This is a genomic window from Sphingomonas sp. Leaf10, from assembly GCF_001421245.1.
Classification (GTDB): domain Bacteria; phylum Pseudomonadota; class Alphaproteobacteria; order Sphingomonadales; family Sphingomonadaceae; genus Sphingomonas.
Genome location: NZ_LMKE01000003.1, coordinates 1 through 2,202 on the forward strand (window position 1 = coordinate 1; position 2,202 = coordinate 2,202).

Genomic DNA, 2,202 nt, shown 5'->3' on the forward strand with positions numbered 1-2,202 from the left:
GGCGAGCGCTTCGTCATCTGACGATAACCGGCCTCCCGCACAAAATTCCTGACAGTCCCAGTGAGCGCGCCACAACGGGCCTACCCACCCCCAACCCCTCCCTTGTCAGGGAGGGGAGCGCCACCGCACCGTCCTACGCGCGAACGGAAACCCCTGCCCCCTCAGCCGTTTCCCCTGCTCCCCCAAGCCGGAGCACCGCTTATGTCGCACCCCCGCCCCGTCCTAGGCCTGTTCGCCGGGATCGCCGCCGGCCTGATCGCCTCCGCAGCGATGGCCGCGTTCCAGTCGGTCGCCGCCAAATCAATGGGACAGGACCAGAGCGACGACGACCCCGCAACGGTCAAGGCTGCCGACAAGGTCGCCCTGGCCACCACCGGCGACCGCGTGCCCGACACCTATCGCGCACCGGCGGGACAGGCGGTGCATTATCTGACCGGCGCGGCGCTGGGCGGCCTGTACGGCGTGCTCACCGAATATCGACCTGGCGCGGCAAGCGGATTCGGCAGCCTCTACGGCATCGCGACCTCGGCGCTGCTAGACGAAGCCGCCGTGCCGGCCGCGGGACTGGGGTCGGCGCCATGGGAAACGTCCGCCGCGACCCACGCCTATGGCGCGCTGGCGCATCTGGTGTTCGGCGTGACGCTGGAGGGAGCTAGGTCGTTGCTGGGGGGCCGGCAGGGATAAGGTACCCTCTCCCGGTCATACCCGTTCAGTTCGAGCAGCTTCGAGCTTGTCGAGAAGCGTCCGTCGAGAACCCGGTCGCTTGGGGCACCCCCTTCTCGACTACGGTTCTCGACAGGCTCGAACCTCCGCTCGAAGCAAACGGGTTGGGGGGTAAGGATTGAGTAAAGTCGAGTCTTGCTACCGCCCGACCAACTCCACCACCCCGACCTCGATCACCGGCACCTCCCACGGATGCACCGCGACGATCGCCGACAGCGCCCCGCCGATATCCGCGCCCATCGCCGCATAGGTCTTCACCACCACCGTCGGCACCACCTCGACCTCGCCGGCCCGCCCGGTCGTTGGCACTGCATCCGCGCCCGGCACGAAGCTTTCCAGCCCGAACCCCAGTTCGAACACCCCGCGATACGGCCCGACCGCGCCAAGCACGTCGCTGCCCCGGATCACGCCGACCACGCCGGCCAGCACCGGATCGTCGGCCAGCGCCGCCGCCTCACCCGCCTGCAACCGCGCCAACAAGTTGCCCGACACAGGACAATGCACCCGCACCACCTGCATCGGCGTCCGCGTCACAGTAGCAGCCAGTCGTTGCGGCTGCGCGGCTTCACCTCGCCCCCGCCCTGCCGCCGTGCCAGTTCGGTCTCGGCAGTGTAGCGGACATCCTCGTCGCGGTCGGTCAGGAAACCGTCGAGCGAATCATCATCGATCTCGGTCCATGCCCGCCCGCGATCGGGACCATAGCGCACCCGCGGCAACAGCCCGGGGAGCCGCGACCATTCGAGCAGTTGCGCGATCGACGCGTCGTTCAGCATGTCGCGCAAGTGAAAGGCGGTGACATAGGCGTCGGGAAACGCCCGGTGCGCCGGGAGACCACGCTCATGCTCCATCCCGTACGGCTTGCGCCAATAGCGCAGCATCTGGTTCGAAAAACCCGGCGAGTCCGGCCACAGCCGCAGCGCGCATTTCCACGTACAGATCCAGTCGGCCCCGTGCGTCAACTGCGCGGTACAGAATTTCTGTTCGAAATCCGCACGATGCGCCGCCAGCGCCACGCGGCGCGGATAGGGGTCGAGCACCCGGCGGGCGATATCCTGCCACCACGGCGCATCGGCGACCTGTTCGTCGAGGATATGGTGCACCGCCTGCGTCACCGGCGGGATCGGGCGGCCGGGATTGACGAAATGCTGGCCACCCTCGCCCAGCAACTCCCAGCGCCCGTCATCCCCCAGTGCCACGTCCTGCCAACCGACCTCGCACACGCCATGCGCGGGGGGAGCCTGCCCGGTGGTTTCAAGGTCGACGACACGGATGATCTGCGGTTGCGCCATGGGGCACAAATGGCGCTTCGGGGCGGGAAAAGCCACCCCGGCGGGCGTTGTGTCCGTCAAGATCGGTTTGCTGAAAACACAAGGGACGCCGCCCTTACTCCCCTCCCTGGAAGGGAGGGGTTGGGGGTGGGTCGGCCCGCGAGGGAATGGAAGCGCGCCACAACCGACCTACCCCCCCCCCCCCCCCCCC

3 protein-coding genes are annotated in these 2,202 nt (G+C 68.2%); 1 reads left to right on the top strand and 2 read right to left on the bottom strand.

Annotation, left to right across the window (positions count from 1 at the left end; all coding sequences use genetic code 11):
• Positions 1-201 precede the first annotated feature (201 nt).
• A complete protein-coding gene (locus ASE59_RS05825; protein WP_056453581.1) occupies positions 202-684 on the top strand; it encodes a hypothetical protein in 483 nt (160 codons plus the stop codon).
• 177 nt (positions 685-861) lie between these two features.
• Here ASE59_RS05825 and ASE59_RS05830 read toward each other — a convergent pair whose 3' ends face one another.
• Together ASE59_RS05830 and ASE59_RS05835 are read right to left on the bottom strand one after the other, a co-directional pair.
• Positions 862-1,257, bottom strand: coding sequence for a hypothetical protein (locus tag ASE59_RS05830; RefSeq protein ID WP_235515658.1), 396 nt, complete (start codon positions 1,255-1,257; stop codon positions 862-864).
• Positions 1,254-2,012: an exonuclease domain-containing protein gene (locus ASE59_RS05835; protein ID WP_056453589.1), complete on the bottom strand. Its 759-nt coding sequence runs from the start codon at positions 2,010-2,012 to the stop codon at positions 1,254-1,256. Before ASE59_RS05835 ends, ASE59_RS05830 begins: the two co-directional genes overlap by 4 nt.
• Positions 2,013-2,202 lie beyond the last annotated feature (190 nt).

What these genes read in the sequence shown, in the direction of transcription:
- ASE59_RS05825 (WP_056453581.1), top strand. Translation starts at nt 202, where the DNA reads ATGTCGCACCCCCGCCCCGTCCTAGGCCTGTTCGCCGGGATCGCCGCC.
- ASE59_RS05835 (WP_056453589.1), bottom strand. Translation starts at nt 2,012, where the DNA reads ATGGCGCAACCGCAGATCATCCGTGTCGTCGACCTTGAAACCACCGGG.